Here is a 4,282-nt window from a genome sequence, read left to right on the forward strand (position 1 = left end):
ACTCGCCGACGCGAAGGTCCGCTTCGCCGTCGCCTTCGCCTCCGGCTTCGCCGAGACCGGTGAGGCGGGCGCGGCCGCGCAGCAGCGGCTTGCGGCCGCCGTCGAACGCTCCGGGATCCGCCTCCTCGGCCCGAACACCAACCTCAACGCCTTCGAGAAGTTCCGCGACGACCTCGACGGCCCCGCCATCGCCCTCATCACCCAGTCAGGCCACCAGGGCCGCCCCGTCTTCACCCTCCAGGAACTCGGCATCCGGCTCTCCCACTGGGCCCCGACCGGCAACGAAGCGGACCTGGAGACAGCGGACTTCATCTCCTACTTCGCCACCTGCCCCGAGGTCGGCGCCATCGCCGCGTATGTGGAAGGGCTCAAGGACGGCCGCGGCTTCCTCCTCGCCGCCGACCGGGCCGCCCGCAACAAGGTGCCCGTGGTCACCGTCAAGGTCGGCCGGACCGAGACCGGCGCCCGGATGGCCGCGTCCCACACCGGCAAGCTCACCGGCGCGGACGAGGTGGTGGACGCCGCCATGCGGCAGTTCGGCGTGATCCGCGTCGACGGGCTCGACGAGCTCCAGGACACGGCGGCCCTGCTCGCCCGCGCCCGCCCGCCGCGCGCCGACGGCGTCGTGGTCTATTCGATCTCGGGCGGAACGGGCGCGCACTTCTCGGACCTGGCGACCGCCGCCGGCCTCGAACTCCCCACGCTCGGCACGGCGAAGCAGGACGAGCTCCACCAGTGGATACCCGACTACCTCAGCGTCGCGAACCCGGTCGACAACGGCGGCCACCCCGTGGGCGACTGGCGCGGCCGCAAGATCATCGACGCGATCCTCGCCGATCCCTCCGTCGGCGTCCTCATCTGCCCGATCACCGGCCCCTTCCCGCCCATGAGCGACAAGCTCGCCCAGGACCTGGTCGACGCGGCCGAACAGACCGACAAACTGGTGTGCGTCGTGTGGGGCTCCCCCGTCGGCACCGAGGACGCCTACCGCACCACCCTGCTCGGCTCCTCCCGCGTCGCCACCTTCCGCACCTTCGCCAACTGCATCACCGCCGTTCGCGCCTACCTCGGCCACCACCGCTTCACCGCGGCCTACCGCTCGCCCTTCGAGGACGCCCCGCGCACCCTCTCCCCTTCCGCGCGCAAGGCGCAGGCACTGATGCGCCCGGGCGAGCAGCTCAGCGAGCACGCCGCGAAGCAGCTGCTGCGCGCGTACGGCATTCGCGTGCCACGCGAGCAGCTGGTGACCAGCGCGGCGGCGGCCGTACGGGCGGCCGGCCTGGTCGGCTATCCCGTCGTCATGAAGGCGTCCGGTCCGCAACTCGCCCACAAGAGCGAACTCGGTCTGGTCAAGGTCGGTCTGACCTCGGCCAGTCAGGTCCGGGACGCCTACCGCGAGCTCACCGACATCGCCCGCTACGAAGGCGTGCCGCTCGACGGCGTGCTCGTCTGCCAGATGGTCGCGCGCGGCGTCGAAATGGTCGTCGGCGTCACCCCCGACAGCCTCTTCGGCCCCACCGTGACCGTCGGCCTCGGCGGCGTCCTGGTGGAGGTACTTCAGGACGCGGCGGTGCGCGTACCGCCGTTCGGCGAGGACCAGGCCCGCGCGATGCTCGGCGAACTGCGCGGCCGCTCCCTGCTCGACGGCGTCCGCGGCGCACCGCCGGCCGACGTGGACGCGCTCGTCGAAGTCGTCCTGCGCGTCCAGCGCATGGCCCTCGAACTGGGCGACACGCTCGCCGAACTCGACATCAACCCGCTGATGGTGCTGGAACGCGGCCAAGGCGCGGTGGCGCTGGACGCGCTCGCCGTCTGCCACTGACCCCCAGATCCGGAGCCGCTCCCCCATGACTTCCTCCCCCGAAGAATCCGTTGAGTCATTGATACGGCACACCACTGACAACGGGGTCTCGTGGATCACCCTCAACCGCCCCGAAGCGATGAACGCCGTCACCTGGGACCAGCGGGAACGCGTCATTTCGCTGCTCGACGAGGCCTCCGCCGACCCGGCCGTACGAGCCGTCGTGATCACCGCGACCGGCAAGGGCTTCTGCGCCGGCGCGGACCTCCGCGGCGCCCCCGCCACCGGCGGCGCCGAGCGCGTGGCGGGCGATGTGGCCCGTACGATCCGGCGCGGCGCCCAGCGGCTGATCAGCGCCGTCCTGGACTGCGAGAAGCCCGTCGTCGCCGCCGTCAACGGCACCGCGGCGGGGCTCGGCGCGCATCTCGCGCTCGCCTGCGACCTCGTGCTGGCGGCGGAATCGGCACGGTTCATCGAGGTGTTCGCGCGGCGCGGGCTCGTACCGGACGGAGGCGGCGCGTACCTCCTGCCGCGGCTGGTGGGCCCGCAGCGCGCGAAGGAGCTGATGTTCTTCGGCGACGCGCTGCCCGCCGCCGAGGCGGAGCGGCTGGGCCTGGTCAACCGGGTCGTGGCCGACGCGGAGCTGGCGAAGGTCGCGCGGGAGTGGGCGGAGCGGCTGGCGACGGGCCCCACCCGCGCGCTGGCCCTCACCAAACAGCTGGTCAACGCCTCGCTCGACACCGACCGTACGACTGCCTTCGCGGCCGAGGCCGCCGCGCAGGAAATCAACATGACGACATCGGACGCACAGGAGGGCGTCGCGAGCTTCGTCGAGCGACGCACCCCCGAATACCGAGGAGGCTAGCCAAGTGTCACGTTCTGTCCATCACTTCCCATCCAAAACCGCGTCAGTTTCAATGAAGTCATGATGGGACACGCAGGGATGGCAGCCACCGCCGTGCGCTATCTGCGGTCGGTGGGTGCGTCCACCACAGCCGGTCAGCCGGTCGATCCGCTCCCCCGCCCCGACCTGCGCGCCGTCGGCGCGGACGAACGCTCCCCCGTCGAGGCGTCCGAGTTCCGGCGCGTGCTCGGCGCCTTCGCGAGCGGCGTCACCGTCGTCACCGCGCCCGCCGAGCCCGAAGGGGCCACTGGGGCTGACGGGACGGACAGGGCTGACAGTTCACACACCAGAGGCCCCTGTGGCCCGGCCGGCTTCGCCTGCCAGTCCTTCTCGTCGCTCTCCCTCGACCCGCCGCTGGTCGCCTTCATGGTGGCCCGTACGTCCACGACCTGGCCGCGCATCGCCCGCGCCGGCGTCTTCTGCGTCAACATCCTGGGCGTCGGACAGGGCGACCTGTGCCGCGGCTTCGCGGTGAGCGGCGCGGACAAGTTCGCCGGGGTGCGGTACGAGCCGTCGCCGGTGACCGGATCGCCGCTGCTCGCGGGCGTACCGGCGTGGATCGACTGCACCATTCACACCGTGCACACGGGCGGCGACCACCTCATCGTCGTCGGCCGCGTCGAGGCTCTCGGCGCCACGGAGGACGAGGAGGTGACCGGGGCGGGCCCGCTGCTCTTCCACCGGGGAGCGTTCGGCTCGTTCGACAGCCTCTGAACCACACCGTCGGGGTCAGGCCCGAAAGGCCCGCTCGTCAGCGCTGACCAGTGCCCGTCAGCGCTGGTGGCCCCCGGCGTGGCTCTGGCCGTTGCCGTGGGCACGGCTGTGCGAGCCTTGTTTCCCCTGCGGCTGGTGGCCCCCGGCGTGGTCCTGGCCGTTGCCGCGGTCACGACCGTGCGAGCCTTGTTTCCGCTGCGCCAGCTGCTCGGCCTTCTTCTTCGTCGTCTTCGTCAGCACATAGCGCTTGCCGGAGCCCGGCTTCCCTATCTCGTGGAACATCCGCAGCTTCTTGGCGGTGCCGCCGACGCTCCACTCCCGCACCAGTTCGCACGCGTTGATCCGCATGGAGACGCCCTGGACGTGGCCGCTCTCCTTCACCGAACTCCAGGTCCCGGTGCCCTCGCAGTCCTTCGGCTTGTCCTTGCCGGTGCCGTCCCACACGAAGTTGTCGAGCCCGTCGGCGACGGCCTTCCCGTCCTTGGCCAGCTCCACCATGCCGCCGTGCCCGTCGCTCCAGACGCCCTCGATGTCCGAGGCGCTGAGCCGGGGCGGCTTGTAGACGCTCACCAGCCCGGTCCCGTACGCGGCCGTGCCGAGCACGGCGACGCCGAGCCATGCCACGGCGGCATTGCGCGCGACCCGCCGGACGAGACGTCCGCCGCGGCCCGCGCGGGCCCGGCCCCCGGCGGTCCGCGCGACCACGGTCGCGGGCGCGAGGACGGCGGCGAGGGCGGCCCACCACTCCAGGTACGTCAGGGGCTGCGCGAGCGCCCGGCTGCCGAGCGCGGCCACCGCTCCGAACGCGACGACCAGCGCCGCCGACACCACCGGTACGGCCGCGAGGGCCCGCAGGCAGTTGT

At 72.2% G+C, this 4,282-nt stretch carries 3 protein-coding genes and 1 pseudogene; 3 read left to right on the forward strand and 1 reads right to left on the reverse strand.

Annotated features, from left to right (window positions below; translation table 11 throughout):
- The 3 genes from ACFU99_RS18205 to ACFU99_RS18215 form a co-directional block, all read left to right on the forward strand.
- Window positions 1-1,822, forward strand: a 1,822-nt coding sequence (locus tag ACFU99_RS18205; protein WP_384392790.1) for an acetate--CoA ligase family protein, incomplete at its 5' end; no start/stop codon positions are given.
- 25 nt (window positions 1,823-1,847) lie between these two features.
- Window positions 1,848-2,666, forward strand: coding sequence for an enoyl-CoA hydratase/isomerase family protein (locus tag ACFU99_RS18210; protein WP_384392793.1), 819 nt, complete (start codon window positions 1,848-1,850; stop codon window positions 2,664-2,666).
- Window positions 2,667-2,744: 78 nt separating this feature from the next.
- Entirely contained in the window at window positions 2,745-3,419 is a 675-nt protein-coding gene (locus ACFU99_RS18215; RefSeq protein ID WP_384392796.1) for a flavin reductase family protein, read from the forward strand.
- Window positions 3,420-3,476: 57 nt separating this feature from the next.
- Here the strand turns inward: ACFU99_RS18215 and ACFU99_RS18220 are convergent.
- Window positions 3,477-4,282, reverse strand: a pseudogene (locus tag ACFU99_RS18220) (hypothetical protein); the annotation flags it as partial.

Origin of the sequence: Streptomyces sp. NPDC057654 (genome assembly GCF_042800135.1) — a bacterium.
Taxonomy (GTDB): Bacteria; Actinomycetota; Actinomycetes; order Streptomycetales; family Streptomycetaceae; genus Streptomyces.

What these genes read in the sequence shown, in the direction of transcription:
- ACFU99_RS18210 (WP_384392793.1), top strand. Translation starts at nt 1,848, where the DNA reads ATGACTTCCTCCCCCGAAGAATCCGTTGAGTCATTGATACGGCACACC.
- ACFU99_RS18215 (WP_384392796.1), top strand. Translation starts at nt 2,745, where the DNA reads ATGGCAGCCACCGCCGTGCGCTATCTGCGGTCGGTGGGTGCGTCCACC.